This is a genomic window from Cellulomonas chengniuliangii, from assembly GCF_024508335.1.
GTDB lineage: Bacteria > Actinomycetota > Actinomycetes > Actinomycetales > Cellulomonadaceae > Cellulomonas_A > Cellulomonas_A chengniuliangii.
This window is the reverse complement of sequence record NZ_CP101988.1, coordinates 616,819-643,732: the sequence shown is the minus strand read 5'-3', so window position 1 is coordinate 643,732 and position 26,914 is coordinate 616,819. Positions and strand designations below refer to the sequence as shown.

At 74.0% G+C, this 26,914-nt stretch carries 26 protein-coding genes and 1 tRNA gene; 12 read left to right on the top strand and 15 right to left on the bottom strand.

Annotated features, from left to right (window positions below; genetic code table 11):
- The first annotated feature begins 56 nt into the window (after positions 1-56).
- Positions 57-524, top strand: a complete 468-nt coding sequence (locus NP064_RS03055; protein ID WP_227567977.1) for a hypothetical protein — start codon at positions 57-59, stop codon at positions 522-524.
- Positions 521-1,507, top strand: coding sequence for an HTTM domain-containing protein (locus tag NP064_RS03050; protein ID WP_227567978.1), 987 nt, complete (start codon positions 521-523; stop codon positions 1,505-1,507). The genes NP064_RS03055 and NP064_RS03050 overlap by 4 nt, the downstream gene beginning before the upstream one ends.
- On the opposite strand, the gene NP064_RS03045 is transcribed toward NP064_RS03050, so the two are convergent.
- From NP064_RS03045 to NP064_RS03030, 4 genes are all read right to left on the bottom strand, one after another.
- Complete coding sequence (locus tag NP064_RS03045) at positions 1,461-2,948, bottom strand: phytoene desaturase family protein (protein WP_227567979.1); 1,488 nt, start codon at positions 2,946-2,948, stop codon at positions 1,461-1,463. The two genes, NP064_RS03050 and NP064_RS03045, sit on opposite strands and share 47 nt — an antisense overlap.
- Positions 2,949-3,123: 175 nt before the next feature.
- On the bottom strand, positions 3,124-3,327 hold the full coding sequence (locus NP064_RS03040) for a cold-shock protein (protein WP_227567980.1): 204 nt from the start codon (positions 3,325-3,327) through the stop codon (positions 3,124-3,126).
- A 94-nt stretch (positions 3,328-3,421) separates the two neighbouring features.
- On the bottom strand, positions 3,422-4,072 hold the full coding sequence (locus NP064_RS03035; protein WP_227567981.1) for a LytR C-terminal domain-containing protein: 651 nt from the start codon (positions 4,070-4,072) through the stop codon (positions 3,422-3,424).
- A gap of 75 nt (positions 4,073-4,147) precedes the next feature.
- Complete coding sequence (locus NP064_RS03030; protein WP_227567982.1) at positions 4,148-4,456, bottom strand: DUF3263 domain-containing protein; 309 nt, start codon at positions 4,454-4,456, stop codon at positions 4,148-4,150.
- 201 nt (positions 4,457-4,657) lie between these two features.
- Here NP064_RS03030 and NP064_RS03025 point away from each other — a divergent pair, with 201 nt between their 5' ends.
- Both NP064_RS03025 and NP064_RS03020 read left to right on the top strand, forming a co-directional pair.
- On the top strand, positions 4,658-5,308 hold the full coding sequence (locus NP064_RS03025) for a uracil-DNA glycosylase (protein ID WP_255623522.1): 651 nt from the start codon (positions 4,658-4,660) through the stop codon (positions 5,306-5,308).
- Positions 5,309-5,369: 61 nt separating this feature from the next.
- Positions 5,370-6,221, top strand: coding sequence for an SGNH/GDSL hydrolase family protein (locus tag NP064_RS03020; protein ID WP_227567984.1), 852 nt, complete (start codon positions 5,370-5,372; stop codon positions 6,219-6,221).
- Between the two features lie 23 nt (positions 6,222-6,244).
- Here NP064_RS03020 and NP064_RS03015 read toward each other — a convergent pair whose 3' ends face one another.
- Complete coding sequence (locus NP064_RS03015) at positions 6,245-6,655, bottom strand: hypothetical protein (RefSeq protein WP_227568043.1); 411 nt, start codon at positions 6,653-6,655, stop codon at positions 6,245-6,247.
- Between the two features lie 175 nt (positions 6,656-6,830).
- Here NP064_RS03015 and NP064_RS03010 point away from each other — a divergent pair, with 175 nt between their 5' ends.
- The gene (locus tag NP064_RS03010; RefSeq protein WP_227567985.1) at positions 6,831-7,292 is read left to right on the top strand and encodes a hypothetical protein; all 462 of its coding nucleotides are present in this window, start codon (positions 6,831-6,833) and stop codon (positions 7,290-7,292) included.
- Positions 7,293-7,320: 28 nt separating this feature from the next.
- Here the strand turns inward: NP064_RS03010 and NP064_RS03005 are convergent, their stop codons facing one another.
- The 6 genes from NP064_RS03005 to NP064_RS02980 all read right to left on the bottom strand — a co-directional run bounded on the left by NP064_RS03005 (position 7,321) and on the right by NP064_RS02980 (position 13,172).
- Entirely contained in the window at positions 7,321-8,418 is a 1,098-nt protein-coding gene (locus NP064_RS03005; protein WP_227567986.1) for a hypothetical protein, read from the bottom strand.
- A gap of 66 nt (positions 8,419-8,484) precedes the next feature.
- Positions 8,485-9,450 carry a quinone oxidoreductase family protein gene (locus NP064_RS03000; RefSeq protein ID WP_227567987.1) on the bottom strand — a complete coding sequence of 322 codons (966 nt, stop codon included), beginning with the start codon at positions 9,448-9,450 and terminating at the stop codon, positions 8,485-8,487.
- Positions 9,451-9,628: 178 nt separating this feature from the next.
- Positions 9,629-9,702: transfer RNA gene (locus NP064_RS02995), tRNA-Thr, on the bottom strand.
- 95 nt (positions 9,703-9,797) lie between these two features.
- Positions 9,798-10,670, bottom strand: a complete 873-nt coding sequence (locus NP064_RS02990) for a DsbA family protein (RefSeq protein ID WP_227567988.1) — start codon at positions 10,668-10,670, stop codon at positions 9,798-9,800.
- Between the two features lie 38 nt (positions 10,671-10,708).
- Complete coding sequence (locus NP064_RS02985; protein ID WP_227567989.1) at positions 10,709-11,227, bottom strand: hypothetical protein; 519 nt, start codon at positions 11,225-11,227, stop codon at positions 10,709-10,711.
- A 43-nt stretch (positions 11,228-11,270) separates the two neighbouring features.
- Positions 11,271-13,172 carry a serine/threonine-protein kinase gene (locus NP064_RS02980; protein ID WP_227567990.1) on the bottom strand — a complete coding sequence of 634 codons (1,902 nt, stop codon included), beginning with the start codon at positions 13,170-13,172 and terminating at the stop codon, positions 11,271-11,273.
- Positions 13,173-13,292: 120 nt separating this feature from the next.
- On the opposite strand from NP064_RS02980, the gene NP064_RS02975 reads away from it, so the two are divergent.
- From NP064_RS02975 to NP064_RS02945, 7 genes are all read left to right on the top strand, one after another.
- Positions 13,293-14,759 carry an alpha,alpha-trehalose-phosphate synthase (UDP-forming) gene (locus tag NP064_RS02975; RefSeq protein WP_227567991.1) on the top strand — a complete coding sequence of 489 codons (1,467 nt, stop codon included), beginning with the start codon at positions 13,293-13,295 and terminating at the stop codon, positions 14,757-14,759.
- Positions 14,752-15,555 (top strand): trehalose-phosphatase, encoded by an 804-nt coding sequence (gene otsB / locus NP064_RS02970; RefSeq protein ID WP_227567992.1) that lies wholly within the window; start codon positions 14,752-14,754, stop codon positions 15,553-15,555. The genes NP064_RS02975 and otsB overlap by 8 nt, the downstream gene beginning before the upstream one ends.
- A gap of 58 nt (positions 15,556-15,613) precedes the next feature.
- Complete coding sequence (locus NP064_RS02965) at positions 15,614-17,188, top strand: outer membrane protein assembly factor BamB family protein (RefSeq protein ID WP_227567993.1); 1,575 nt, start codon at positions 15,614-15,616, stop codon at positions 17,186-17,188.
- An 88-nt stretch (positions 17,189-17,276) separates the two neighbouring features.
- A complete protein-coding gene (locus tag NP064_RS02960; protein WP_227567994.1) occupies positions 17,277-18,803 on the top strand; it encodes an outer membrane protein assembly factor BamB family protein in 1,527 nt (508 codons plus the stop codon).
- Between the two features lie 175 nt (positions 18,804-18,978).
- Positions 18,979-20,106 carry an ABC transporter ATP-binding protein gene (locus NP064_RS02955; protein WP_227567995.1) on the top strand — a complete coding sequence of 376 codons (1,128 nt, stop codon included), beginning with the start codon at positions 18,979-18,981 and terminating at the stop codon, positions 20,104-20,106.
- Positions 20,107-20,227: 121 nt separating this feature from the next.
- Positions 20,228-21,529: a DUF4032 domain-containing protein gene (locus NP064_RS02950; RefSeq protein WP_227567996.1), complete on the top strand. Its 1,302-nt coding sequence runs from the start codon at positions 20,228-20,230 to the stop codon at positions 21,527-21,529.
- A gap of 7 nt (positions 21,530-21,536) precedes the next feature.
- Positions 21,537-21,953, top strand: coding sequence for a hypothetical protein (locus NP064_RS02945; protein ID WP_227567997.1), 417 nt, complete (start codon positions 21,537-21,539; stop codon positions 21,951-21,953).
- 48 nt (positions 21,954-22,001) lie between these two features.
- On the opposite strand, the gene NP064_RS02940 is transcribed toward NP064_RS02945, so the two are convergent.
- The 4 genes from NP064_RS02940 to NP064_RS02920 form a co-directional block, all read right to left on the bottom strand.
- Positions 22,002-22,979, bottom strand: coding sequence for an ABC transporter substrate-binding protein (locus NP064_RS02940; protein ID WP_227567998.1), 978 nt, complete (start codon positions 22,977-22,979; stop codon positions 22,002-22,004).
- Positions 22,980-23,115: 136 nt separating this feature from the next.
- On the bottom strand, positions 23,116-23,886 hold the full coding sequence (locus NP064_RS02935) for an amino acid ABC transporter ATP-binding protein (protein ID WP_227567999.1): 771 nt from the start codon (positions 23,884-23,886) through the stop codon (positions 23,116-23,118).
- Entirely contained in the window at positions 23,886-25,487 is a 1,602-nt protein-coding gene (locus NP064_RS16735) for an ABC transporter permease subunit (RefSeq protein ID WP_431355873.1), read from the bottom strand. Before NP064_RS16735 ends, NP064_RS02935 begins: the two co-directional genes overlap by 1 nt.
- Positions 25,484-26,803, bottom strand: a complete 1,320-nt coding sequence (locus tag NP064_RS02920) for an LLM class flavin-dependent oxidoreductase (RefSeq protein WP_227568000.1) — start codon at positions 26,801-26,803, stop codon at positions 25,484-25,486. Before NP064_RS02920 ends, NP064_RS16735 begins: the two co-directional genes overlap by 4 nt.
- Between the last annotated feature and the right edge of the window lie 111 nt (positions 26,804-26,914).

The following is a 26,914-nucleotide window of genomic DNA, read 5'->3' as shown; positions in this document are numbered from 1 at the left end:
CGAATCCGGTGAGAAACCGTAGTCGCACCCTCGCGATCCCCCGTAGTGTGCCCGCCATGTCGAGCGAATCCTCCGATGAGATCAAGCTGCGGCGGCTGCCTCGGGCGTGGCGCCTGACGGCCACCGCCCTGGTCCTGGGAGTCCTCGCGGCCGCCCAGGTCGTGGACACCAACGACTGGTTCCCGCTCGGCTCCCTGTCGCAGTACGCAACGGCCCGGGACCTCAACGGCACCGTCCGCTCGATCTCGATCGACGCCGTGGACGCGTCCGGGGAGACGCTCCGGGTGCCGCTGAACCAGACCGGCGTCGGCGTGGGGAGAGCCGAGATCGAAGGGCAGCTCGGGCGGATCCTCGACGACCCCTCGCTGCTGCAGTCCATCGCGGACGCGCACGCGGGCCTGCACCCAGACGAGCCGCCCTACCGAGAGCTGGCCATCGTGCGCAGCACCCGCCCTCTGGTGGACGGCCGCCCGGTGGGCGACGCCACCCGCGAGACCCTCGCCACCTGGACGGTGCAGCCATGACCGCGTCCCCCGAGCAGCCCGTGACCCCCGGAGCGGCGGAGACCCCGTCGAGCGCCCCGCCGACGGCGGCCCGGCCCGACACCCGCCCCGGGGCGCTTCCCCGGGCCGCGCGCGCCGTGGGCCGGTGGTGGACCTCACCCGTCCCGCTCGCGCGCGTCGCGGTGCTGCGGGTCGCGATCTACCTGTTCCTCATCTACGACGTGCTGGCGCTCACCAACGACGTCATCCCGCACGGGTACGCGCCTGACCTGTACCAGCCCACGCTGATCGGCCGGCTGCTGCCGTTCCCCACCCCGTCTCCCGGCGTCGGCTGGCTGCTGCTCGTGACGATCATCGTCGGCTCGCTCGTCGCCGCCACCGGCCTGCTGCCGCGGCTCGTAGGCGGCATCGTCGCCGTGGCCTATCTCGCGTGGATGGTGAACTCCCAGGGGTTCGCCTACGTGTCCCACGACCACCTCGCCCTGATCATCGCGACCTGGGTGCTCCCCACCGTCGGCCGCGCCCGGTTCACCGACCTGCGGCCCTCCGAGGCGGGCGGGTGGGCGCTGCGCGCCATCCAGGTCGCGACCGTGGCGACCTACGTGGGATCCGCCGTCAACAAGGTGGTCCGCACCGGATCGCCGTGGGCGTGGGCGAACGGCGCGGTGTTCACCTGGGCCATCATGCGGCGCGGCTCCGAGCTCATCACCTGGACCCTGGAGTACCCGTGGGTGCTGCGGCTCAGCCAGTGGGGACTGCTCATCGCGGAGTTCCTGTCGCCGGTGGTGTTCTGGCTGCGCGGCAAGTGGCTCGCGTTCGCGATCGGGTTCTTCCTCGTCTTCCACCTGGCGACGTACCTGAGCCTGGGCATCCACTTCCTGCCCACGGTCATCTGCTGGGCGGCGTTCGCACCCCTGGAGCGCCTGGCGCCTCCCGTGCAGGCGGTGTGGCGGCGCCTCAGCCGGCGCGGGCCGCGTCCGGGCTCAGCGACGGCAGGCGCGTGATGCCGAACCGGTCCCGCAGTGCCCGACGGGCTGCGTACCAGCCGCCGAGGCCGTGCACGCCGGGCCCGGGAGGGGCCGAGGCCGAGCAGAGGTAGACCCCCGGCAGGCCGCCGCCGAACGGGTCCCACGCCATCCGGGGCCCGATCAACACCCTCCCCAGGGTGACCGCGCCCGCGGCGATGTCCCCGCCCGGGTAGTTGGCGTTGTGCGCGCTCATCTCCGCGGCGGGGATCGCCCGGGAGGCGACCACGACGTCGCGGAACCCCGGCGCGAACCGCTCGATCTGCGCGGTGACGGCCTCGGTGGGGTCCACCGTGGAGCCGGCCGGCACGTGGGCGTAGGTCCACAACGGCCGACGCCCGCCCGCGCCGACCCGGCCCGGGTCCACGACGGCGGGGTCGCTCAGCAGCACCACGGGCCGCTCGGCGTGCCGCCCGGCGACGAGGTCGGCCTCCGCCGCGGCCATCTCGGCCCGGGAGCCGCCCAGGTGCACGGTCCCCGCGAGGCCGACCTCGGGCCGCGCCCAGGGCACCGGTCCCGAGAGGACGAAGTCCACCTTGGCCGCGGCGTTGCCGTACCGGTACCGCCCGAACGCCCGCGCCGTCCGCGTCGGCAGCCGGGAGCCCAGCACGCGCACCAGGGTGCGGGGGGTCGTGTCGAACAGGTACGCGCGGGCCCGGGGCAGCTCGTCGAGGTCCATGACCTCCATGCCGGTCACCACCGTGCCGCCATGGGCCAGCAGGTCGGCGACCAGCGCATCGGCGATGGCCTGGCTCCCGCCGCGCGGGATCGGCCACCCGACGCCGTGCGCGAGCCCGGCCAGCATCAGCGCGGCGCCGGCGGCCGGCACCGAGGGCATGGGCGTGATGGCGTGCGCGGCCACGCCGGTGAGCAGCGCCGGGGCCTCGTCGCCCCGGAAGCGCACGCCCCATGCCGGGGAGCCCTGCTCGAGGACCCCCAGCCCGTAGCGGGCCGCCGTGACCAGGTGGCGTGGGACGCTGCGCCGGTCGCCCAGGGCGATCTCGACGAGGCCCTCCCGGTCCGCGGCGAGGGGGCCGAGCAGCCGGCGCCAGGCGGCGCCGTCACGCCCGAGCCCATCGGCGGTGCGCTCCACGGAGCGATAGGCGAGCGCCGCCCGCCCGCCGTCGAGCGGCTGGGCGTACTCGACCTCCGGCACCAGCAGGTCCACCCGAGAGGCCAGGTCGAACTCCCGCATGAACGGCGACGCGAGCGCCATGGGGTGCACCGCCGAGCACAAGTCGTGCACGACCCCGTCCGCGAGGCCCAGGTCGACCGTGCGCGTCCCCCCGCCCAAGGCGTCCTGCGCCTCGACGACCTGCACCGCCAGGCCCGCCCGGGCGAGCGTGACCGCGGCTGCCAGCCCGTTGGGGCCGGATCCGATGACGACGGCGTCGAGCTCGGTCGAGCGGGTCGGTCTCATAGGGCCATCCTGGCTCATGGGATCAGCCGCTGGACGTCAGAAGTCGCCCGGCGGGCTGAACGGCCCCGCCACCGGACGCGATGAGGGCCGCGCACCGGTGCGGTGCGCGGCCCTCGTCGCCGTGCTGGGTCACTCAGCGTTGAGCGTTCGGCTCACCGCGCGTGCAGTCGTGTGATCAGAGTGGACGAACCTGCTCGGCCTGGGGCCCCTTCGTCCCCTGCCCCACCTCGAAGTCGACCTGCTGCCCCTCTTCGAGCGAGCGGTAGCCATCCGTCTGGATCGAGCTGTAGTGGACGAAGAGGTCCTGTCCGCCGCTAACCGGCGTGATGAACCCGTACCCCTTCTCCGCGTTGAACCACTTGACGGTCCCCTGGGCCATTCCGTGCTCCCTTGCCTACGTCCGCGCAACGCCCCGCCGGCGCCGCGGTGGTCGCGAGCCTAGACCTGGGAGGCCGCCGCCGACCAGGGGTTCGTCAGGACCTGTAGTCCTTGGCCACCACGACGGTGATGCCGCTGGGCGACTGGGCCGGGGACAGCTCGACCTTGGAGATGCCGAGAGTCGTGGCGATGTCGGCGGCGGTGGCCGCCTGGTCCTCGGTGGCGTAGTACACGCCGGAGACGGTGGTCGCGGCGCCGGTGTAGTTGTCCGAGTCGACGCTGGCGAACCCGGCGGTCGTGAGCTTCGTGGCCGTCTTGCCCGCGAGGCCCGAGACCTTGGCGGCGTTGAGGACCCGCACGGCGGTGGACTTGTCGACGACCGGCGCGGCGGGCAGCTCCGGCTCCTGCTGCGCGGGCTCCTCGTCGGCGGCGGCGCCGTCACCGGCCTCGTCGGCGGCGCCGTCCTGCGCCGTGCCGTCGTCCGCCGCGCCCTCGTCCGCTGCGCCCTCGTCGTCGACAGGCTCCCCGACCTGCTCCTGGGAGGCGCTCGGAGCCGAGTTGCCGTCCCAGCTGTACAGGAAGGTGACGACGCCGTAGGCGAGCGCGGGGAACAGCACGAGCACAAGCAGGAAGGGCCAGACCCGGCTCCACCGCGAGCGGGGGGCTCGGTGCACGCCACGTGGGCCGACAGAGCCGTCGACGACGTCGAACTCATCGTCCGGATACGGGTATCTGCCCTTGGTCACGGCGGACAGGTTAACGGGTGCGGCTGGGCAGAGGGGCGCCCGTGCGACGGCGAGCCGCGAAAGGCCCCTGTGAGCTCAGGCGTCGGCGCCGAGCCGTCGGGCCGTGCGGGCGCGCTGCCGCGTGGAGCGCATGCGGCGCAGGCGCTTGACCAGCATCGGGTCGTGCTCGAGTGCCGCGGGAGAGTCGATGAGCGCGTTGAGCACCTGGTAGTACCGCGTGGCGGACATGTCGAAGAGCTCGCGGATGGCCTGCTCCTTGGCTCCCGCGTACTTCCACCACTGGCGCTCGAACGCCAGCACCTGCTCGTCGCGCTCGGACAAGCCGGGCTGCTCGGCGACCGTCGCGTCGCCCAGGTCCCGCTCTGCGGTGGCCGTGGCCTCCATGCGTCCTCCTCGCCAGACGATGCCGGCCTCAGGCCGACGTCGTCATGGTAGGCGCGAATGACACGGGTGTCATTCAGGCTGGCCATGGCCGCTCCCACCCGGCGCACGGCTCGGGCGGGCCTCCTCGCGCGCTGGCGGTAGCCTCCGCCGGTGGACACCACTCCCCTCGCCCGGCTCGAGTCCGCCGACCTGCCCACGCTGATGGCCCCCGACTGGGCGCGCGCACTCGCCCCGGTGGAGGGACGCCTGCGCGCCGCCCTCGAGCACGCCGCGGCGGACACGCGGGCCGGGCGCCAGGTCCTGCCCGCCGAGGACGCGGTCTTCCGCGCCTTCGCCCGTCCGTTGGCGGACGTGCGGGTGCTGGTGGTGGGCCAGGACCCCTACCCGACGCCCGGGCACGCGATGGGCCTGTCCTTCTCGGTGCAGCCGGACGTGCGGCCGCTGCCCCGGTCGTTGGCGAACCTGTTCACCGAGCTGGTGGCCGACGTCGGGGTCGCCCCGCCCACCTCGGGCGACCTGACCCCGTGGGCCGACCAGGGGGTGATGCTGCTCAACCGGGTGCTGACCGTGCGCGCCGGGGCGGCCGGATCGCACCGTGGGCACGGCTGGGAGGCCGTCACCGACCGCGCCATCGAGGCGCTGGTGGAGCGGGGCGGCCCGCTTGTCGCGGTGCTCTGGGGCCGGGACGCCCAGACGCTGCGGCCGTCCCTGGGATCGACGCCGGTGGTCGCCAGCGCCCACCCGAGCCCGTTGTCGGCCCGCCGGGGGTTCTTCGGCTCGCGGCCCTTCTCGACGGTCAACGAGCTGCTGCGGGCCCAGGGGGCCGAACCCGTGGACTGGTCCCTGCCCTAGGCCCACGACTCCACACGCCGCACTGCGCGCGCGCTGGTCGGCCGGGTTGCAGAATGGGCACGTGAGCAGCGCAGCGTCCGTCCGTCAGCCCGCCGAGGCCGGGCGGCCGCCCACCTGGACGCGGTTCGTCGCGCTGGGCGACTCGTTCACCGAGGGCCTATGGGACCAGCCCGTGGCGGACGGCCCGTGCCGCGGCTGGGCGGACATGCTCGCGAGCACGCTCTCCACCCGGCGCGTGGCTGCTGGGGAGGAGCCGCTCGAGTACGCGAACCTGGCCGTGCGGGGGCGCCTGCTGCACCCGATCCTGTCCGACCAGCTGCCCCAGGCCCTCGACCTGCAGCCGGACTTGGTGAGCCTGGTGGGCGGCGGCAATAACATGCTGCGCCCCACCACCGATGTCGACGCGATGGCCCACGAGCTCGAGCGCGCGGTGGTCCGCGCCACCCAGGCCGGCGCCCACGTGCTCCTGGCCACCGGCATGGACGCGGCCGACAGCCTGCTGGTGCGCCGGACCCGGAACCGGACCGGGCTGTTCAACGCGCACGTCTGGTCGATCGCCCGGCGCCACGGCGCCAGCGTGCTGGACCTCTGGGGAATCCGCTCGCTGCGCGACTGGCGCATGTGGGCGCCCGATCGCATCCACCTCACCACCGAGGGCCACACCCGCGTGGCGCAGGCCGCGCTCGTGGCGCTCGGCCTCCCGCCAGACGATCCGGACTGGGACGACCCCCTGACGCCGTTGCAGCCCACCCCCCGCCTCCAGCAGGCCCGCGACGACGCCCAGTGGGTGCGCGAGCACCTGTACCCGTGGGCGACCAGGCGGTTGCGGCGGCAGAACGGCGACGAGCGACTGCCGAAGCGGCCCGACCTCGCGCCGGTGGAGCACGCCCGCTCGGGCGCCCACCGGGGGTGAGCGGGCCGGCCGGGGCCCACCCGTCAGCCGGCGGCCAGGTCGCCGATCACCAGCGACACGGCGGCCACCTCGGACGCCAGGACCGGCTCCGCCAGCCCGGCGCTCCGGGTGGGGCCGCCGCCAGGAGCCGGGACGTCCGCGACCAGGCGGCCATCGGCCGCGAGCAGCGCCACGCGCAGGCCCACGCCCTCGCACTCTGCCGGCACGCCGGTGAGGCGCAGCGCGGTGACACCCTGGGCGCCCATGTCGGCCACGTGCTCGACGTCGTAGTCCACGGCGATCCGCGCGGCCGAGCACCCCGGCGGCGCGGCGTCGACCGGCGACTCACCGCCCTCGCCCAGGGCGTCGACAGTCGGGGCCGCGAGCCCCGCGATACCGAGCACGGCCAACCAGCCCACGGCGACGCGCCGGGCACGCCTCTGACCAGAGCCCACGGGCATTCGCCTCCTGCGCGCGCCACAGTCGATCCTTCGACCTGTCCTGCACCATCGGCACGGCCGCCACGCGGGTGAGCGGTCACGGCGCCGTTCACCCAGGTGCGCGTCAGCCGAGGCCCTCCGACCCCTGCCCCAGAGGCGGGGCCGATCCGCGCGTGGCAAGGTCGTCCGCATGAAGTCGACCGCCATGCTCCTCGGCGGGGCGATCCTGGCCCTGGGCCTCCTCGTCGGCTGCGGGTCCGACGACGCCGAGCCCCACCCGGCCACCCCGAGCACAGCCGCCGACGCTGCGTGGCCCGAGGCTGTGGACCTGGAGACCGCCACCGCGGGCCAGAGCAACCCGCTGTCGGTCGTCTGGATCGCGGTGGCCACCTTGGGCGACGACGACCTCGACGCCGAGTTGAACCCCGCGAGCGCCCAGCTCGAGGCCGTCGGGTACGACGGGTCGCAGTGGCCGCTGAGCTGCCAGTACGACGCCTATGAGGACCTGGGCGTCACGGATGGGCCAAGCACCGAGTTCGGCGTGGGGGTCGTGTTTCCCACGCACGACGACGCCGTGGCCTTCGACGAGCTGTGGACCGACCCGATGCTGGGCATCGTGGACGGCGACGTCTTCTGCGACCTCGGCGGCTGAGCAGTCGGGGCGCCATGCTCCGCATGCGTCACCGAGGGTGGTCCGCCGGGCGCCAGGTCGTGTCGTCGCGAACCCAGGCCTGGCGCTCGCCCTGCTCACGCACCGCGTCGGCGAGCCACCACGTGGCGTCGGGGCCCCACCCGGCCAGCGTCGTCGTCGCCCCCGGGGAGACCGGCACAGCCATCCCCGACGTGGTGAGCCAACCGAGCACGCTGACGTGCACGGCGTCGTAGGCCGCGGCCACCGCGGACCAGTCGGGGATGAGCCAGGAGCCCTCGTGGGCGCCCACCGCGCCGAACCAGTCAGGCTGGCGCGAGGCCGTGACGTCGAGCGGGTAGGCCGCCACGAGGGCGGCCCAGTCCCCAGGCCCGGTGACCTCGAGCACGCGCACCGCGGAATCCACCGCGCAGGGCGACAGCTCGGCGGCCCGCCAGCCCAGCTCGTCCTCGGTGAGCCACAGCGCGGCAGACCCCGCCCCAGTCAGCGCCCGCGACGTCAGGCCGAACCCGGCCAGCGCCGGCGTGACCCACCACATGCCGCCGATCTGGCGGTAGGGGTGGCGCGCGCGCTCCCGGGCGAACCAGCGCTCCGCGTCTGTCACCGTGTCCCGCCACCGGACAAGCCGCTCGGCGGCGGTCCCCTGCGGAGCCGAGGGCGTGGCCCCCTCGAACACCGTGCGAACCTGCGTGTCGTGCTCGACAGGCATCGACCACCACCGGGCCTCCGGCGCGGCCAGCACCGCCTCGGCGGTGGGCAGCAGCGCGGCACTGACCGAGGGGGCGGCGAGCACCAGGTCCTCGGCCTGCGGGGGCTGCCAGTACATCGCCGACGCGACCGTGTCCGCGAGCGCGGGCAGAAGGTGGCGTGCGTCGACGACCTGCGTCGCGGCGTCTGCGAGCGCCTCGGCCAGAGGAGGGATCGGGATGGGCTCGCGAGCATCACCTGGTCCGGTGAAGAGGAGGTAGGACACGGCAGCGCGAGAGCCGTCTCCTCGCTCCTCCTCCACCTGCCGCGCCTCGTCGAGCATGGCGCGGCGCGCCTCGGCCCCGCCAGCGCCGCGCTGGGCGACCTCGAAGCAGAGCCGTCGGCCGCGCACGGACCTCAGCAGTTCGGCGGCCGTCGTCATCGCGCCACCGTAGGGCCGCCGGAGAGCTGCCGGGCCGTTCACGTGGCGGGTTCCCACCGTCCGGCCTCACCGCGTCGGGGTGACGACCACCCGGGCGCCGGCCGGCACCGGCGCCGCCCACGCCTGCTCGATGTCGGCGAGGTCGAACGTCAGCACCGCCTGGGTGAACGTCCCCGCGACGATCCAGCGCGCGAGCTCCCCGAGCTCCGCGACCATGGCGTCGGTCGAGACGGAGCCGTGGCCGCTGCCCAGCAGCCGGAGGTTCACGGCGCGCAGGGCGGCCGCCGGCAGGGCGATCTGCGGGCCGGCCACGGAGCCGATCTCGATCCAGTCGAGCCGCCGGGCCGGGTCGGCACGGTGCGCGAGGACCGGACCGATCGCCGCCTGGGTGGGCGCGCCCCACAGGTAGTCGAGCACCACGTCGACCTCGGACGCCGCACGGCCCACGGCCTGGGCGGCCTCGTCCGGGTCCCCGTCGAGCGAGACCACGACGTCGGCGCCCAGGTCCGGCAGGAACGCCAACCGCTCCGTCCCCCGGCCGACGGCCGTGACGGAGCGAGCGCCCAGTGCCCGGGCTACCTGGACGGCGAGCTGCCCCGCGCTGCCCGTCGCCCCCAACACCAGCACGTGCTCCCCGGGCGTGAACCCGACCCGCCGTCGCAGCGCCAGCCACGAGGACATCGCCGGGTTCATCGCGGCGGCCACCCGCACCGGGTCGGCGTCATCCGGGAGGGTCACGCTGCTGCGGGTGTCGACCGTCGCCAGCTCGGCCATCGAGCCCTGCGTGGCGCCTGGCGGCAGCACGAAGTACACCAGCGACCCGTCGGCGCGCCGCCCCACCCCGTCGACACCGGGGATCACCGGGAGCACACCGGCCGACGTGTAGTGGGAGCCGTTCGCCTGCGACCGCACCCTGGGATGGAGCCCAACGGCCAGCACGTCCACGATCTCCTGGTGGTCGCCTGGCGTCGGCTCGGGCACGTCCAGGCATTGCGGAGGGTGGTCGAACTCGGTCACCACTGCCGCGCGCATGGTCACCTCCGGGACGTCATGCCCTGACCGCTGGCTCAGGCTCCGACGCCTGACACCTCGACGGTAGACCGGGAGGGAGACATCAGCAGTGCCGCCGTCGGGGAGGGCCCTGCTCGTCGGGGGCGTGTGAACGACGACGAGGGCCCCTGCACAGACCAGGGACCCTCGTCTCACGCGGAGCCCCCTACCGGATTCGAACCGGTGACCCCCTGTTTACAAGACAGGTGCTCTGGCCAGCTGAGCTAAGGAGGCGTGGCGTCGAGGCTGCGTCGCGGCTCCGTGGAGCGCTGCGACGAGGACGGCGCCGGCTCAGCCTACCGAGCCGACGCCGTCCTGTGCGCATCCGGTCAGCTCTTCGCGGCCTCCACGGCCTCGATGAGCTTGCCGTCGATCCGCCAGTCGTAGGTCTTCGTGTCGAGCGGCTTGCCGTCGATGACCACCGTCGGGGTCGCGAGGTTGGTCCCCGCGGCCTCCAGGTCCTCGCCGGCCTGCTGCGTCAACGCCGAGACGTACGGGGCGTAGAGCCGCCACGGGTTGTCGCCGTCGGTCTGCGTGAAGACGTCGATGACGTCGGCGGGCACGCCCGCCTCGGCGGCGATCTCCGCGATCTCCGCGTCGCTCAGGCCGTCGGTGCCCTCTTCGGGCTGGTTGGCGAACATGGCGTCGTTGAACGCGAGGAACTTGTCGGGGGCAAGGTCGGCGACAGCGGCGGCGGCGTTGGCCGCGCGCGTGGAGAACGCGGAGCCGTTGGACGCCTGGTCGAGGATCGAGATCGGGTGGTAGACCACGGTCACGTCACCGCTGGCGCGCAACTCCTCGAGCTGGTGGCCGTTGGCCGCCTCGAAGGTGCCGCACACCGGGCACATGTAGTCGAGGTAGACGTCGACGACGGTGCCGTCAGTGCTGGTGCCCGCGGCGCCGTCGGCGGCCACGGGGATGCCGCCGTTGTCCTGGGCGGTCGACGGGGCCTTCACGTCGGACAGGGTCACGGTGTCGCCCGTGTACGCGGCGTCCCCGCTGGCGCTGTCGTCGGACTGCTGGGACAGGATCATCGTGATGACCACGGCAAGCACTGCGAGCGCGGCGACCAGGCCGCTGATGGCGATGACGCGGTTGCGCTTCTCGCGCTTGGCCTGCTCCTGCCGGAGCTCGAGGGCCTTGGCGCGGGCGTCGTCGCGACGCTGGGCCTTGGTGGGGCGAGGGCTGTTCGGGTTGGACATGGTCCTGCTCTCGTGCGGAGGGAGGTGCGGTCGGCTGGTCAGGCGAGCCTGAGCGGCGGACCCCGTCGGAGCGGGCTGGCCAAACGGACGGATCGGAGGCGGGCGACCGGGCCGGGGCGGGGCGCCGGGGCGGGGCGCCGGGGGACGATCGACGCCATCGCCGACGGCAGCCGGTGCAGCGCACCGGCCAGCACCTGCGCCGCGGCGCTGGCCACACGCACCATGACGGCGGTGAGACCGAGCCCGCAAGCGCCCAGCGCGACGTGGGCGGCCAGCACCGGCACGGCCAGGCTCAGCACCAGCACCGCGCCGCGGGGGTCGGCGGGGCCCATCGCGAGCGTCCCGTCGGGGCAGTCGGCGCCGCCCTGCAGCAGGGCCAGCCGCACCCCCAGCATCGCGAGCGGGCCGTCGGCGGTGGTGCAGGCATGCAGCAGCACCCGGCCGCCCATCAGCACCTGCAGCAGGGCGCCCACGCCGATCGCGGCGAGCGCGACGGTGCTGATGTCCCGCGCCAACGCGCGCCGCATGGCGGCGAGGCGTGCGCGGGCAACGGTCATGCGGCCAGGGTACGGGGTGCCCCTGGCCGTGTTGAAGGGACCGTCAGCGCAGGTGGTCGAGCAGCCCGGGGACCGTGACCCGCACGTCGGCGAGGGCCACCTCGGGCAGGCTGACCTCGGGCAGCGGCGCCCACTGCAGCGGCTCTCCGGAGAGCGCCTGGGCGGTGAGCATCGCCGTGATCGCCAGCGAGATGAGCACCACCACCGTGGCCCCCGTCCGGCCGGGGGCGACGGCGCCGAGCACCCGCCGGGTCCCGATCCGGGTGAGCGCCGACATCGGCCCCCACCACAGCACGACGAGCCCGAGCAGGAACGCCCCGGCGATCAACACGGCCGTGAACTCTGCGCTCGGCGTCTGGCCGGGGGCCGCGCCGCCCGGCGTCCACGACCCGCTGCCGATGAGCCACCACACCGCGCCGAGCACGATCACCACGACCGAGCTCGCGACGATCACCGAGGGCAGCAGGCCCACGATGGCGCGCAGCAGGTGCCACGGGCTGCTCATGGTGGCCACCAACGCGTCGCTGCCGCGCACGCCCTTGCGCTCGCGGCGACGGTGCATCGCCTCCGACGCGGAGCCGACGGTCCGCACGAGCACCAGCACCACGGCGAGCACCACGAGGGTCACGCCGGGGAACGTCGCGGAGCCGGCCACGGCCAGCAGCCCCAGGGCGAGCGTCGTGCCCCAGCGCCGGCGCGCCGGCGGGCGGGCGTAGCCGGATCCCGCCTCCTCCGGCGAGGCGGGATCGGCGGACCACGGCCCGACGCCGCCTTGGCCGTCCCAGCCACCGCCATACCCCGCCCGGTCGTCGCCGTCGTCGTAGCCGCCGGCCCAGTCGTCGGGGCCGTCGTGGCCATGCTCGTCCTGCGCCGCCCCGAAGACCGCGGTGTCGCCGGGCCCGTCGGCGCGGGGGTAGGCGGAGTCGCGTCGCACGTCGCGCTGCACCGGGTAGAGCTGCGTCGCCCCGGCGGCAGGGCCCCACACGGCCGTCGGGTCCACCTCCATGGGCAGCCGCTGAGTGGCGGGATCGGCGTCGAGCCGCTGCGTGGCGGGTCCCCCGAACACCTCGGTGTCGTGCGCGTCGGCCGCGTGCAGCACCGCCGTCTCGTCGCCGTCCGGGCCGAAGTGCGCGTCGCCAGACGCCGCGGCCTCGTGCAGCTCGTCCACCAGATCGGCGGGGGGCAGCCGGTCGGCGGCCTCGCCGGCCAGCGCGTGGCGGAGCGCGTCGGCGGTCCGTGGCCCCAGGCCCACCAGGTCGGCCTCCCCGCTGCGCGCCCGGGCGATCACGGCGGCGAGCGGCCGCAGCCCGAACGGCGGCCGGCCGGTGGCGGCGAACGCGAGAACAGCCGCCCATCCCCACCAGTCGGTCTCGGCGGTGGGCTCGGCGTCGTCCAGCAGCTCGGGGGCGAGGTAGCCGGGGGTGCCGATCACCAGCCCGGTGGAGGTGATGCGCGGGTCGTCGGCGGCCTGCGCGATGCCGAAGTCGATGAGCACGGGACCGGAGTCCGTGACGAGCACGTTGCTGGGCTTCAGGTCGCGGTGGACCACCCCGGCCTCGTGCACGGCCGCGAGCGCGCCGTGCAGCCCGTCGGCGAACTCGGCCAGCTGGTCCAGGTCGAGGGGCCCGTTGTCGCGGACATGGTCCTCGAGGTTCCGGCCCGCGACGAGCTCGGTGACGATGAACGCCTCGGTGGAGTCGGCCTCGGCGTCGAGCACCGCCGCGACGGCCGGATGGCGCAGCCGCTGCAGCGCCACCACCTCGCGGCGCAGCCTGTCGCGGGCCGCGGGGTCGGCGCCCACGTGCGGGTGCAGCAGCTTCAGGGCGACCGCGTTGCCGGCGCCGTCGAGCGCCCGGTACACCGTTCCCATGCCCCCTGAGCCCAGGGGCGCCACGACCGTGTAGCCCCCGACCTCGGACCCCGGCTCCAGCCCGATGCGCTCCATGGCATCGACCGTATCCGCGCCCGGCCGGATGCGCGCGAAGCCGCTCCGTGCGAGGTCAGCCGCGCGAGCAACCGCAGGTCACGCTAGGGTCGAGAGAACCCCAAGAAGGAGTGTGCCTCGGTGGGATCTGTCGGCTACGACCTAGTCGTCGTCTCGAATCGCCTTCCGGTCGACGTGTCCGTCGACCAGGACGGGAACGTGTCCTGGGACCGGTCGCCCGGAGGGCTGGTGACCGCGCTGGAGCCTGTGATGGTCGAGGCTGACGGCGCGTGGGTGGGCTGGGGCGGCGCCCCGGACCTCGAGCTCGAGCCCTTCGACACCGACGGGATGCGGCTGGTGCCGGTGGCGCTGTCCGCCGAGGACGTCGCCGACTACTACGAGGGCTTCTCCAACGACAGCCTGTGGCCCCTGTACCACGACGTGATCGAGCCGCCCACGTTCCACCGGCAGTGGTGGGAGGTCTACCGCAAGGTCAACCAGCGGTTCGCGGAGGCGGCCGCCGCGCAGGTCGCCCCCGGCGGCACGGTGTGGGTGCACGACTACCAGCTGCAGCTCGTGCCCCGCATGGTGCGCGAGCTGCGGCCCGACGTGCGGATCGGATTCTTCAACCACATCCCCTTCCCCCCGCTCGAGCTGTTCGCCCAGTTGCCGTGGCGCACCGCCGTGGTCGAGGGCCTGCTCGGCGCGGACCTGATCGGGTTCCAGCGGGCCGGTGACGCGCAGAACTTCGTGCGAGTGGTGCGTCGGCTCACCGACCTCACGACCCGCGGCCAGATGATCACGGTGCCCGCCGACGCGGAGCACCCCGAGCGGCACGTGCGCGCCATGCCGTTCCCCATCTCGATCGACTCCAAGAAGTTCGACGAGCTGGCCCGCACGCCCGAGGTCCAGGCCCGCGCCAAGGAGATCCGCGCCGAGCTCGGCGACCCGGAGGTCGTGCTGCTGGGCGTGGACCGCCTCGACTACACCAAGGGCATCCGGCACCGCATCAAGGCCTTCGGAGAGCTGCTCGAGGACGGGCGGCTGAGCGTCCCCGAGACGGTGCTGGTGCAGGTGGCCAGCCCCAGCCGGGAGAACGTGGGCGCGTACCAGCAGCTGCGCGAGCACGTGGAGCTCCTGGTGGGCCGCATCAATGGCGACCTCGGGGAGCTGGGGCGGCCCGCGGTGCACTACCTGCACCACTCATACCCGATGGAGGAGATGGCCGCGCTCTACCTCGCGGCGGACGTCATGCTCGTCACCGCGCTGCGCGACGGGATGAACCTGGTCGCGAAGGAGTACGTGGCGGCCCGCTCGGACGACCGCGGCGCGTTGGTGCTGAGCGAGTTCACCGGTGCGGCGGACGAGCTGACCAGCGCCGTCCTGGTCAACCCGCACGACATCGCCGGCCTGAAGAACGCCATCGTGTACGCAGCCAACATCGACCCGCGCGAGGCCCGCAAGCGCATGCGGCGGCTGCGGCGACGGGTGCTGGAGAACGACGTCGCGGCCTGGTCGCGCTCGTTCCTCTCCGCCCTCGCCGCCGTGCCCGCCCCGCTGGGCTCCGACACCCGTCCGGCCACCGAGGACTCGCCGACCCATGCCTGACGCATTTCCGCTCCCCGACCCCGCCGAGGCCCTGGCCGCGCTGGCCGCGGACCGGTCCCGGCGCCCCGTGCTGGTCGCCCTGGACTTCGACGGCACCCTGGCGCCGTTGCAGGACGACCCCGCGGCCTCGCGGGTGCTCCCCGCGGGGGTGGGCGTCCTCGCCGACCTCGCGGCCACCGACGGCGTCTCGCTCGCGCTCGTCTCCGGCCGGGCGATGGCGGACCTGCACCTCCTCGCCGAGGTCCCGGTCGGCACTCTGCTGGTCGGCAGCCACGGCGCGGAGCGCGCGCGTGTCACGCCCCACGGGCTGGACCGCGACGTCGTGCGCCTCACCGACGACCAGGCTGACCAGCTCGCCACGCTGGGCGCAGAGGCGGCGGCCGTCGCCCGCGGTCGTGAGGGCGTCTGGGTCGAGACCAAGCCGACGGCCGTCGTGGTGCACACCCGGCTGGCCGACGCGGACGTGGCACGGTCCGCCGAGCAGGAGTCGCTCGCGCTCGGCGAGCGCCTGGGCACGGGCGTGATGCACGGCAAGGCCGTGGTCGAGCTCACCGTGCTGCACGCCAGCAAGGGCGAGGCGCTGATCGCGCTGCGCGACGAGATCGGGGCGCCCGTCGTGGTCTACGCGGGCGACGACGTGACCGACGAGCGCGCCTTCGAGGCGCTCGGCGAGCAGGACATCACCGTCAAGGTGGGGCCGGGCGACACCGTCGCGCGGTACCGGGTCCAGAGCCCGGAGGACGTGGTGGCGGCACTCGCCCAGTTCCGCGACGCCCTGGCGCCGTCCGCCGGCTGAGCGACGGCGGCATCCCGGATCGGGCACGCGGGCGCCCGCGCCTCGGTAACGTGCCGGGATGACTAGGCCGCGCCCGATGCAGCCCGTGCTCCTCGACGACGAGGCACACGAGCCCACCGCGAGCGCACCCCCGGACGGCGGGGGCCGGGCCCTGGGAGGCGGGGCCCCGCCTCGCCGATGGCGCACGGCGCGTCTGCGCTGGCTGGCCGCCGCGCTCGTCGTCGTCGTCGGACTGGTGGGGGCGCAGCAGGTGCTCGACAGCCGCGAGCAGCAGCGGCTCGACCGCCTGCGCGCGTTGCCGGGCGTGCTCGACGCCGTCGACCCCGCGCTGCTGGGCGAGCTGTGGAGCATGGAGTCCGGCGGGTCCTCGACGAGAATCAGCGTCACCGACGGGCTGCTCGAGGGCATGGTCGGCTCCGACGGCGCCCAGGCCGTCCGCCTGCTCGACGGGGGCACCGGCGCCGAGGTGTGGTCCACACCTCTGGCCGCGGTCGACCCGCATGTGTCCAACGCCGTGGCCGCCATCGGGTACTGGCAGTCCCCGGTCTGCCAGACGGTCCCTGACGGGAGCCTCGTGTGGTGCGTCGTGAGCGACGAATACCCGGCGTTCACGCCCGACTTCCGGGAGTGGCCGACGCCCGGCCGCACCCGGATCGTCGCGGTCGACGCCACCACCGGGGAGGTCGTGGCCGAGCGCGCGACCGCTCCCGGCGGCTCGACGGCGGCCCTGGGCGACAACCTCGTCACCTGCGCGGAGGCGGACGACGGCGCCGTCGCCCTGCAGGCCTGGGACCCACGGGCTGATCGCACCGCGTGGCAGTCCACCCTGCCGACGCCGCCCGGCGCCCCGGACCACGAGCAGCAGCCCGTCAGGACGCCCGCCCGGGCCCCGGTGGCGTGCGCCACCGCCGACGACATGCTCGCGGTCATGGACCCGTCTCATGTGTGGCTCGTGTCGGAGGACGGGCAGGTGCGCCGCACGCTCTCCGCCCTCGGCCCGGAAGCGTGGATCGATCGGCTCCGGGGCGGCCTGTGGACCGCGGTCGACTACTCCAGCGGCTCCCCGATGACGTCCCTGCTGCGCGCCGATGGGACCTGGGGCGAGCCCGTCGGCGAGCAGCCGGTGCTGCTGTCCGTCGACGACGGCTCGGCGCCAGGCCTCTGCTTCACCAGCGGCGGCGGCCAGATCCGCGCGATCGACTGCGCGACCACGGCCCAGCGCTGGGCCCAGCAGTCCTTCGGCGGCGCCTCGGGCCTGCTGATCGACGGCACGCTCTACCTGTCCACCAGCGTCGACGTCCTCGCGGTGGACGCGGCGAGCGGTGAGGCGAAGTGGCACGCCCAGCGCGACGCCACCGTGTCGATGAGCGCCGACGAGGTCATCACGGACGGCCACCAGCTCCTCATGCTCGAGGAGGCGCCGTCCACGGCCGGCGACGCGGCGGACGTGGAGCGGCTCGAGCTCGTCGCCCTGTCCATGGCGGACGGGTCGGAGTCGTGGCGGACCCCCCTCGAGTCGTCTCCCTCCCGGTACGGGTGGCACTCGATGTCCGAGCTGGGCGGCCGCCTGGCGATCACGAGCACCGAGAACGACCACTTCAGCAGCACCACCCGCGTGTACGGCCACAGGTGACCGTCATCGGCCGCGACAGCGTCCGCGCCCGCCGGGCCGGTGGGCTGGCATGCCCCCACGGCTCGACGCATCTCCCCTGGAGGCATCGGTGACAGGCCCGGCGAAGACGGTTCGCGTGCTCCTGGACGACGGCGATGAGCCGGCGGCCTCGAAGCCGCACGGCTCGCACGAGCCCACCGACGAGGCGCGACGCCCCGCGAACCTGCGACGGTGGCCGATCGCCGCAGCGGCGGCGCTGTTGCTGGTGGGCGGGCTCGTGGCCGCCCAGGGCGTCATCGACCGCCGGGAGCGCGCCGCGACGGAGCGCCTGCGGGACGTCCCGGGCGTGCTGCTCCCTGTCGACGAGTCCCTGCGCGAGCTGTGGCAGACGGACCTCACCTGGTTGTGGGCGCCGCCAGTCCGCGTGGGCACGGACTTGGTCGTGGGGCAGGTCGGGCCGGACGGCTCCCAGACGGTGCGCGCCCTCCGCGCTGACACTGGCGAGGTGCTGTGGGAGGCGCCGGTGGCGCCCCCCGAACCGTCCCCTCCGACGTCCATGGAGTGGCAGGCCACCCCGCCTGCCTGCCAGCTCGCCGCGGCCGACAGCCTCGTCTCGTGCCAGGTGTGGGACGGGTACGAGCTGGGGGCGGTCGAGTGGGCGGAGCCAGACGAGCCGGACCGCCCCCTCCCCACCCGGCAGCGGCTCGTGGTGATCGACCCCGCCGAGCGGGCCATCGTGGTGGAGCACGAGCTCGAGCGCCTCGGCTCGGTGGTGATGCTGGACGACGTCTTCGTCACGGCGACCGCCGACGCGCAGGGCATAGTCACGGTGCGGGCCAGGGACGTGCGCTCGGCCCAGACGCGGTGGACCCGCGACCTGGCGCCCGTGCCGGCCGACGAGGGCGCGGCTCTCGACGATTGGGCCACCACGTGGGGGACCGAGGCCGTGCTCTCCCCGAGCCCTCACGGCCTCGGGCTCTCCGTGATGGCCGCCCAGGGGACGTGGATGCTGGCGGCCGACGGCGCCGTGCTGCACGCGGGCCCGCCCGGCTCCCGGTTGGAGAGCCTGCGCGCGGGGGCGGTCACCCTCACCGACCAGGCGACGGGCTCCGTCGTCCTACTCGGCGCCGACGGGTCCCGCGCCCCCCACCCCGGGCACGCGGTGCGCCTCACCGTCGACGACGGATCAGCCCCGGGCCGGTGCCTCATGACCAGGGGCGGCCTGATCGTGCACGACTGCGCCACCGGGGAGCCGCTGTGGACGCTCGACTCCTACGTGCCCACCACGGGTGTGCTGCTCGACGGCGTCCTGTACAGCAGCTCGGCCTCCTGGGTCTTCGCCATCGACATCGTGGGCGAGGAGGTGCTCTGGCAGTGGGAACGCGAGAACGGCGCCCCCTCCGACAACGCCCTCCACACCGACGGGAGGGCGCTGCTCGTCCCGGACGAGCCGACCCGCTCAGGTTCCTTCTCGGCGCCCACCCGGGTCGTCGCCCTGTCGTTGGCGGACGGCGAAGAGCTCTGGACGGCGCCGATCAACCAGGAGGGATCGGGCAGCTGGCTCGTGAGCGTGGCGGGGATGCTGGCGCTCCTGGAGGGCGCCGAGCCAGAGCGGCTGCGCCTGTACGGCTCCTGATCCGGCGCCCGGAGGGTGGGTCAACGCGCCCTGCGCCATGTGGCAAGATGGGCCGCGGACCGCAGGCTTCAGCGTCGACTGACGATGGCCGCCTTCGGACTGTGTCAGCGGCGACACTTCTGACACCTTTCACAACGGATCGTCCGGCACGTACCTGCCGGTGAAGGGAACTGACATGGCTACGGTCACGTTCGACAACGCCACCCGGGTCTACCCCGGCACGGAGCGTCCCGCGGTGGACGCCCTCAACCTCCACGTCGAAGACGGCGAGTTCCTCGTCCTCGTCGGCCCCTCCGGCTGCGGCAAGTCGACCTCGCTGCGCATGCTCGCCGGCCTCGAGGACGTCAACGGCGGCCGCATCCTCATTGGTGACCGCGACGTCACCGACGTGCAGCCGAAGGACCGCGACATCGCGATGGTCTTCCAGAACTACGCGCTGTACCCGCACATGACGGTCGCCGACAACATGGGCTTCGCGCTCAAGATCGCCGGCACGCCGAAGGCGGAGATCCGCGCCCGCGTCGAGGAGGCCGCCAAGATCCTCGACCTCACCGAGTACCTCGACCGCAAGCCGAAGGCCCTCTCGGGTGGCCAGCGCCAGCGTGTCGCGATGGGCCGCGCGATCGTGCGCCAGCCGCAGGTGTTCCTCATGGACGAGCCGCTGTCGAACCTCGACGCCAAGCTCCGCGTCCAGACGCGCACACAGATCGCGTCGCTGCAGCGCCGCCTCGGCGTCACGACGGTCTACGTCACGCACGACCAGACCGAGGCGCTGACCATGGGCGACCGCATCGCGGTCCTCAAGGACGGCCTGCTCCAGCAGGTCGGCACGCCGCGCGACATGTACGACACCCCGAAGAACGTCTTCGTCGCCGGCTTCATCGGCTCCCCGGCCATGAACCTCGGCACGTTCTCGGTCCTCGAGGGCTACGCCCAGGTCGGCCGCGCCCGCATCGCCGTCCCGCGCCAGGTCATCTCCGACCTCACGCCCGACGACAAGAACCAGATCACCATCGGGTTCCGCCCCGAGTCGCTCGACGTGGTGCCCGAGGGCACCCCGGACGCGATCCCGGTCATCGTGAACCTCGTCGAGGAGCTCGGCTCCGACGCGTTCGTCTACGGCGCTCTGACCAACGAGTTCGGCGCTGCCGAGGCCGTGCACTCCGGCGCCGGCGACGCTCAGATCATCGTGCGCGTCGACCCGCGCCAGGTCCCCGGCAAGGGCGAGACGATCTGGGTCCGGATCCGCACCGGCGAGCAGCACCTGTTCCACGCGGGCTCGGGCGAGCGCATCGCCGTCTGAACCTGACCACCGCAACATCCTTGAGGGCGGGTCCGGCTGCTGCCGGGCCCGCCCTCAAGACGTCTGACAGGCACACGAACCTGTGCGCCCCACATCCCGGACCTCTGAGAGGATCGAGGCCATGAGTCCCCGCCCGCAGCGGTTGCAGATCACCGCCGCGTCACCTGATCCGGCCCTTCTCGACCTCCCCTGGCACATCCCGCTCGAGGACTGGCCCGCTGAGAACCTCGCCGCCCTCCCCCGCGGCATCTCGCGCCACATCGTGCGGTTCGCCCGCCTGTCGGGCGGGGTCATCGCCATCAAGGAGATCGGCGAGTCAGTTGCCTACCGCGAGTACGAGCTGCTGCGCCAGCTCAACCGCCTCGACGTGCCCGGCGTCGAGCCGGTGGGCGTCATCACCGGCCGGTCCTCCCCCGAGGGCGAGCCCCTCGAGGCGGTGCTCATCACCAAGCACCTGCAGTTCTCGCTGCCGTACCGCGCGCTGTTCAGCCAGGCGCTGCGCCCCGACACCGCGACCCGGCTCATCGACGCCCTCGCCGTGCTGCTGGTGCGCCTGCACCTGATCGGCTTCTACTGGGGCGACGTGTCGCTGTCGAACACGCTGTTCCGGCGCGACGCCGAGACCTTCGCGGCGTACCTCGTCGACGCCGAGACCGGCGACCTGCACGACACGCTCACCGACGGCCAACGCGGCTACGACCTCGAGGTCGCACGCGTGAACATCATCGGCGAGCTGATGGACCTGCAGGCCGGGGAGTTCCTCGAGGACGACGTCGACGCGATCGCGATCGGCCAAATGCTCGTCGACCGGTACGAGGAGCTGTGGACCGCGCTGACGGACGCGGAGTCCTTCGGCCTGGGCGACCGGTGGCGGGTGCAGGCCCGCATCGAGCGCCTCAACGACCTGGGCTTCGACGTGGGCGAGCTCGACATCACCACGGACGTGGGCGGCACCACCGTGAGCATCCAGCCGAAGGTCGTCGACGCCGGGCACCACTCCCGGCGGCTGATGCGCCTCACGGGCCTCGACGTCCAGGAGAACCAGGCCCGCCGGCTGCTCAACGACCTCGACTCGTTCCGCGCCGCGTCCCACCGGCAGGGCGAGGACGAGTCCTTCGCCGCGCACGACTGGCTCACCGAGGTGTTCGAGCCGGCGGTCCGCGCCGTGCCGCGCGAGCTGCGGCTCAAGCTCGAGCCGGCGCAGGTGTTCCACGAGCTGCTGGACCACCGGTGGTTCCTCTCGCAGCAGCAGCGCCGCGACGTGCCCATGCCCGAGGCGACCCGCTCCTACGTGGAGAACATCCTCCCGGGCCGGCCGGACGAGCAGGCGATCCTCGGGGTCAGCGCCGCCGACCTGCGGGAGGACGCACACCCGACGGGGTCGATCCCCGCCGTCGACGACGCCACGCGCTCCCACCGCTGAGCCGACGGTGGCCGCGATCACCACCGGGCAGCGTCCCAGCCGGGTCTTCGTCGGCTGGGCGCTGGCCTCGGCGGTCGCGGTGCTGCTGGCGATCGCCGCGGCCGCGTCAGCGCCGGTGGGCTACCGCTCCCCCGCCCGCTCGTGCGCGAGCATCACCGCAGAGATCCCCGAGGACTATCAGGACTTCACCGACGTCCAGGGCTCGTGGACGTGGTTCCCCGTCGGCCTGACGTGCACCTGGACGTCCAGCTCCGGCACGTTCCGCGCGGGCCCCAGCTGGTGGGTGACGATGGCGTTGGCGGCGCCGTTGCTCACGGGCGGCGGCATGCTCGTCCACACGGCGTGGGCGTCGCGCCGCCACCACGAGCACGACCGCGACGCGGACGACGCCGCGGAGGCAGAGGCCTCGCCCGCGCACCGCTGAACGGCACGGCGCCACTGAACGGCACGGGGCGAGGCCACGGCCCTCGGCTCAGCTGGTCTTCGGCAACCCCGGCGGGTTGGTCTCGGGCTTGTCGATGGCCTCGCCCTCCAGCCCCCAGCGCTGGAGCACCTCGAGGTAGGTCCCGTCGTCGAAGACGTGTGCCAACGCCGCCGTCACCGCGGGCGCCAGGTCGGCGCCCTTGAGGGTGGCCACCGCGATCTGCGCCGTCAGCGGCCACCCGCCGTTGAGCGTCCCCGCGATCCGGAAGTCCTGCGGCGAGGACGCCGCGGTGAACGCCAGCGAGGCGTTCGGGCCCACGTACGCGTCGAGGCGCCCGGACTGCAGCGCGAGGAGCGCGTCGGCGAGGTTGTCGAAGTAGTCCGGCTCCCCGTCCTTGATCGGTTCTAGCCCGTTGGCGATGTTCTCCTCGTTCCACGCGAGCAGGATCTTCTCCTGGTTGGTGCCCGATCCGACGGCGACCTTGAGCCCGGCGATGTCCGCCGGCTCGGTGATCGCCTCCACATCGCCCTCGGCCCCGACGATCCACCCGAGCTGGTCGTTGCGGTACGACGAGAAGTCGTACAGCTCCTTGCGCTCCTCCGTGACGGTCACGTTGGAGATGACGGCGTCGACGTCCTGCGACTGGAGCGCGAGCGGCCAGTCAGCCCACGCCCGCACCTCGAGCCGGAGCTCGAGGCCCAGGGCGTCGGCGACGAGCTGGGCGATGTCGGTCTCGTTGCCGATGGGGGTCTTCTCGTCGTCGGCCAGGAAGGTGAGCGGCGCGCTGCCGCTGGCGCTCGTCGCCACCTTGAGCACGCCCCGCTCGGCGATGGCGGCGGGCAGCAGGGCGATCGCGTCGGGGCTCTCGGTGCTGCGCACCCTGTCCTGCTCCGGGCTGGTGCTGATCTGCAGCCCCACGGCCTTCGCCTTCGCGGCGTCGTCCTCGGGTGCTGCGACGTCCGTGCCGGCCTGGGCGCCGGCGCACGCGGCGAGCGCCAGCAGGGGCACGACGGCCAGTGCGGTCACGAGCCTTGCTCGTCGGGTCGATGCGGTCACGGGAAGCTCACTCTCGGTCGGAACGGGAACTGCGGACGCGCGCACGGCGTGCGGGCGCCCCTCGGGGACGCGCCCCGGGGTTGGGGAGCCGTCGGGTGACGGCAGGTCAGAGGACCTTGTCGAGGAACGCGCGGGTGCGCTCGTGCCGGGGGTGCTCGAGGACCTCGGCGGGCGTGCCCTGCTCGACGATCAGCCCCTCGTCCATGAACACCACGGTGGTGGCGACCTCGCGGGCGAAGCCGATCTCGTGGGTGACGACGACGAGCGTGGTCCCCGACGACGCGAGGTCCTTGATCACGTCGAGCACCTCGCCCACCAGCTCGGGGTCGAGGGCGGACGTCGGCTCGTCGAACAGGACGACCTTGGGGCGCAGCGCGAGGGCCCGTGCGATGGCCACACGCTGCTGCTGCCCGCCCGAGAGCCGGCGCGGGTGCACGTCGGCCTTGTCCGCGAGTCCCACCCGCTCGAGGAGCGCGCGCGCCTCGGCCTCGACCTCGGCCCGCGGCCGGCCCTGCGCTGACACGGGGGCCTCGACCACGTTCTCGAGCGCCGTCAGGTGCGGGAACAGGTTGAAGGACTGGAACACGAACCCGATGTGCGACCGCTGCCGCAGCACCTCCCGCTCCTTGAGCTCCTGCAGGGTCCCGCGTGCCGTGCGCCGGTAGCCGATCAGCTCGCCGTCGAGGGACACCAGTCCCCGGTCCACCTTCTCGAGGTGGTTGATCGCGCGCAGCAGCGTCGACTTGCCCGAGCCCGAGGGGCCCAGGATCACCGTCACCTCGCCGGGCCGGACCTCCAGGTCGACGCCGCGCAGCACCTTGAGCGGGCCGAAGGCCTTGTGCACGCCGCGCACCTCCACGTGCCCTGCCGCCCCCATCAGAGCTGCCCTCCCCGACCCTGAGCGGTGGCCCGGCTGCGGACGAGCACGTGGGAGGCGAGCGACGTCCGGGCCAGGTGGCCGGGCGGGAGGCCCTGCGGCAGCGGCCGCCCGGTGACCCGGGACCACAGCACCCCGGCGGCCCAGCGGACGCGCTGCACCGGTGTGGGCGGGAGCGTGCGCAGGGCGCCCTTCGCGTAGTGCCGTTCCACGTAGTACTGGACCACCGTGATGACGGTGGTGAGCAGCAGGTACCAGATGCCCGCGACGAGCAGCAGCGGCACCACGCGCTGGTTGCGGCCGTAGATCACCCCGACGATGTAGAACAGCTCGCCGTACGCGAGCACGTAGACCACCGACGTGCCCTTGACCAGGCCGATGATCTCGTTGACGGCGGTCGGCACGATGGTGCGCATGGCCTGCGGCAGGATGATCCGGCGCTGTTGGCGGCGACGGGGCAGGCCCAGGGCGGCGGCAGCCTCGTGCTGCCCCTGGTCGACCGAGAGGATTCCCGCGCGCACGATCTCCGCCGAGTACGCGGCCTGCGACAGGCCCAGCCCGAGCACCGCCGCCCCGAACTTGTCGATGACGTCCAGCGTGCCGAACTGCAGGAGCTCGGGGCCGAACGGGACGCCGAGCGACAGGGTCGGGTACAGGTACGCGAGGTTGTACCAGAGCAGCAGCTGCAGGATCAGCGGCACCGACCTGAACACCCAGGTGTAGGTCCAGGACACCGCCCGGAGCAGCGGCGAGGGCGACAGGCGCATCAGCGCCAGGACCGTGCCCAGCCCGAAGCCGATCACCGCGGCCGTCGCCGTGAGCCGCACCGTGCCCCACAGGCCGTCGAGCACCGACGGCCAGGTCAGGTACTGCCAGACGATCGACCATTCCCAGCGGGCGTTCGTGGTCAGCGAGCTGATCACCATCGCGAGCAGCACGAGCGTCCCCGCGGTGGCGAGCCACCGTCCGACGTGGCGCGCGGGGACGACGCGCGCGTCGAGGTCCACCGCCGTCGCGGCCAGTCGCGGGGCGAGGGCGGGCCCGGTCGCGCCGGTCGTGACCGCAACGTCCTCGGGAGCCGCCGGTCGCAGGCGCTTCTCGAACGGGAGGGGACCGTCGAGCTCCTCGGGATCGGCGGCCACGTCGAACAGCGCCGCGTAGCCCGTCGACAGGTACAGCGCGCACGCCTCGGGCTGACGCGGCCCCGTCGTGAGGTACACGCGGGTGTACCCCCGGGCGCCGATCTCCCGTTCGAGCTCCTCGAGCACCCGGCGGCCGAGGCCCCGGCGACGCTGGTCGGAGCGGGTCCAGATCCGCTTGAGCTCGGCGGTCGTGTCGTCGTACCGGCGGAAGGCGCCGCCGGCGACGGGCGCGCCGTCGGAGAGCAGCAGCACCAGGGCGCCGTCAGGGCCGGCGAACTCCTCGGCCGGGTACCGGGACAGGTCGTCGGCGATCGTCTCCCGCAGGCTCTCGTACCGGTCGGCGTACTCCCGGGCAAGGTCGTCCAGCAGCGGGCGGACCAGTGGGTCGCTCTGGTGCACGTAGCGCACCTCGAGGTCCGCCACCCCTGCCGACCCGACGGGCCGCGTCTGCACGGTCATGACCGTGCCGCCGCGCGCAGCAGCTCCGTGGTGGCCGCGGTGGCGGCCGCGTCGAGCGCGTCCGCGTGCTGGTGCTCGACGTGCGCGACGGCCGGCGTCGCCTGCGCGGCCCACGCCTCCGCCAGCAGCTCGTAGCTGCGGACCCTGTCCTCGTGGCGGTGCGTCACCGTGGTGACGAGCAGCTCGTCCGCGCCAGTGAGGCGCTGCAGTGCCGCAAGACGGGTGACGACCGTCTGCGGCGAGCCCACGAGCCGGGTCTCGGTGCGGTCGCGCACGGCCGCGTGGTCCTCCGGCGCCCAGCCCGCCTGGATCGCGCGGGCCTCGTGGACGTCCGGGTACGGGATGGCGCCGTGGCCGCTGCGGATCGACTGCACCCACGGCCCGTAGCCGGCCGCGAGCGCCCGCGCTGCCTGGTCGTCGGCCCCGACCACGACGTCCACCGAGACGATGACGTAGGGCTCCGGGAAGTCAGCGGACGGCGTGAAGGCCGCCCGGTACGCCGCCACCGACTCCAGGAGCGTCGCGGGCGCGACGTGGTAGTTCGCGCCGTACGGCAGGCCGAGCTCGCCGGCGAGCTGAGCGCTCGGCCCCGCGCTGGACCCGTGCACCCACAGCTGCACATCCGTGCCCTCGGCGGGGGTCACTGCGACGGGCCGCCCCTCGGGCGCCCGGTACGTGCCCGCGAAGAACGCGAGGATGTCCCGCACATCGGCGCCGAACCCGTCCCCGTCGCCGGGGGCGCGCCCGAGCAGGCGGGCCTGGAGTGCGAGCCGCGCGGGGTCGTAGGCCGTGGGCCGGACCGGCGGGATCACCACCCCGTCCACGACCTGCCACCTCCCCGCATCACCGGGAACCGGCGTGACCGGGGCGCCAGCCGGCGCCGGGGGCGACTGCTCGGCGGGGGCCACCCCTCCGGCGTCCGCCCGCCCGGGGGGCGTGGCGCCTGGACGGCCCGCGCCGCCCGATCGACCGATGCCCGAGCGGCCGATCCCCAGGTCCACCCGCCCCGGGTGCAGCGCGGCGATGGTCCCCCACTGCTCGGCGACCTGCAGCGGGGAGTAGTTGCCCAGGATCACGGCCGCCGAGCCGACGCGGATGGCCGTGGTGGCCTGCGCGACGAGGGCGGCGACCACGGCAGGGCTGGCGCCGGCCACCCCCGGGTTGAGGTGGTGCTCGGCGAGCCAGTACCGCTGGTACCCCGCTCGCTCGGCCGCCTGGGCCAGGTCGAGCGTGCGGCGCAGCGCGTCGGCCGGGGTGCTCCCGGACGAGACCGGGCTCAGGTCCAGCACGGACAGCGGGACAGGTGGGTGCGACATGGGGTCTCCTCGACCACGGGCGGCATCCAGCGCGGCCGGCTGCTGGCAGCACGGGGCACGGCGCGTTCGCGGATGCGGGATTGGGGAAGGGCGCGCCCTGACGCGACCGCG

Bases quoted from the DNA above. Each gene is read 5' to 3' on its own strand.
- NP064_RS02935 (WP_227567999.1), bottom strand. From the start codon at position 23,886: ATGGGGGCGGCAGGGCACGTGGAGGTGCGCGGCGTGCACAAGGCCTTC.
- NP064_RS02990 (WP_227567988.1), bottom strand. From the start codon at position 10,670: ATGTCCAACCCGAACAGCCCTCGCCCCACCAAGGCCCAGCGTCGCGAC.
- NP064_RS02955 (WP_227567995.1), top strand. From the start codon at position 18,979: ATGGCTACGGTCACGTTCGACAACGCCACCCGGGTCTACCCCGGCACG.
- NP064_RS16735 (WP_431355873.1), bottom strand. From the start codon at position 25,487: ATGACCGTGCAGACGCGGCCCGTCGGGTCGGCAGGGGTGGCGGACCTC.
- otsB (WP_227567992.1), top strand. From the start codon at position 14,752: ATGCCTGACGCATTTCCGCTCCCCGACCCCGCCGAGGCCCTGGCCGCG.
- NP064_RS03010 (WP_227567985.1), top strand. From the start codon at position 6,831: ATGAAGTCGACCGCCATGCTCCTCGGCGGGGCGATCCTGGCCCTGGGC.
- NP064_RS03030 (WP_227567982.1), bottom strand. From the start codon at position 4,456: ATGGAGGCCACGGCCACCGCAGAGCGGGACCTGGGCGACGCGACGGTC.
- NP064_RS03005 (WP_227567986.1), bottom strand. From the start codon at position 8,418: ATGACGACGGCCGCCGAACTGCTGAGGTCCGTGCGCGGCCGACGGCTC.
- NP064_RS03055 (WP_227567977.1), top strand. From the start codon at position 57: ATGTCGAGCGAATCCTCCGATGAGATCAAGCTGCGGCGGCTGCCTCGG.
- NP064_RS02950 (WP_227567996.1), top strand. From the start codon at position 20,228: ATGAGTCCCCGCCCGCAGCGGTTGCAGATCACCGCCGCGTCACCTGAT.
- NP064_RS03045 (WP_227567979.1), bottom strand. From the start codon at position 2,948: ATGAGACCGACCCGCTCGACCGAGCTCGACGCCGTCGTCATCGGATCC.
- NP064_RS03050 (WP_227567978.1), top strand. From the start codon at position 521: ATGACCGCGTCCCCCGAGCAGCCCGTGACCCCCGGAGCGGCGGAGACC.
- NP064_RS03025 (WP_255623522.1), top strand. From the start codon at position 4,658: ATGGCCCCCGACTGGGCGCGCGCACTCGCCCCGGTGGAGGGACGCCTG.
- NP064_RS02985 (WP_227567989.1), bottom strand. From the start codon at position 11,227: ATGACCGTTGCCCGCGCACGCCTCGCCGCCATGCGGCGCGCGTTGGCG.
- NP064_RS03040 (WP_227567980.1), bottom strand. From the start codon at position 3,327: ATGGCCCAGGGGACCGTCAAGTGGTTCAACGCGGAGAAGGGGTACGGG.
- NP064_RS03000 (WP_227567987.1), bottom strand. From the start codon at position 9,450: ATGCGCGCGGCAGTGGTGACCGAGTTCGACCACCCTCCGCAATGCCTG.
- NP064_RS02920 (WP_227568000.1), bottom strand. From the start codon at position 26,803: ATGTCGCACCCACCTGTCCCGCTGTCCGTGCTGGACCTGAGCCCGGTC.
- NP064_RS02965 (WP_227567993.1), top strand. From the start codon at position 15,614: ATGACTAGGCCGCGCCCGATGCAGCCCGTGCTCCTCGACGACGAGGCA.
- NP064_RS02980 (WP_227567990.1), bottom strand. From the start codon at position 13,172: ATGGAGCGCATCGGGCTGGAGCCGGGGTCCGAGGTCGGGGGCTACACG.